Below are 445 nucleotides of genomic sequence, written 5' to 3'. Positions count from 1 at the left end.
CCACGCCCCACGTCGTCGCCACCTCGCGACTGGGGGCACCGTAGTGGCCACTCCGGTCGATGGAGTCCTTGTCCGGTGTGTTGGAGAAGAGCGTGCGCCCCAGCACCAGGAAGCCACCCACGGCGGTGAGGACACCCCCCGAGCTCACCGCCCCCGCCGCGCCTGGCGCGGAGCGGGTGGTGATGATGTCCTCGGTGTACTCGGCGTGTTGTTCGGTGCGGCAGATGTCCGCCGTCAAGAAGCGCAGGGAGAGCTGGGGCCACCGCACCTCCGTGCGCGCGAAGGGCATGCGCTCCCCGAGCTGCGTCTCCTGGAGGTACGTGCGCAGGACGGGGCCTCGCTCGGTGCGCCGCTCCATATCCAGGGGCGTACACCCCACCGACAGCACCAACGCCGACGCCACCCACCGCTTCATGGCACTTCCCCCCGGAAAAAGGTCGTAACG

Annotated in this window: 1 pseudogene; it reads right to left on the bottom strand. The window is 69.7% G+C overall.

Annotated features, from left to right (window positions below):
* A pseudogene (locus tag G4D86_RS51880) lies at positions 1–415 on the bottom strand (hypothetical protein); the annotation flags it as partial.
* Positions 416–445 lie beyond the last annotated feature (30 nt).

The organism is Pyxidicoccus caerfyrddinensis, from assembly GCF_010894405.1.
Classification (GTDB): Bacteria; Myxococcota; Myxococcia; order Myxococcales; family Myxococcaceae; genus Myxococcus; species Myxococcus caerfyrddinensis.
The sequence above is the reverse complement of the archived record's forward strand: the minus strand, read 5'-3'. Positions and strand labels throughout refer to the sequence as shown.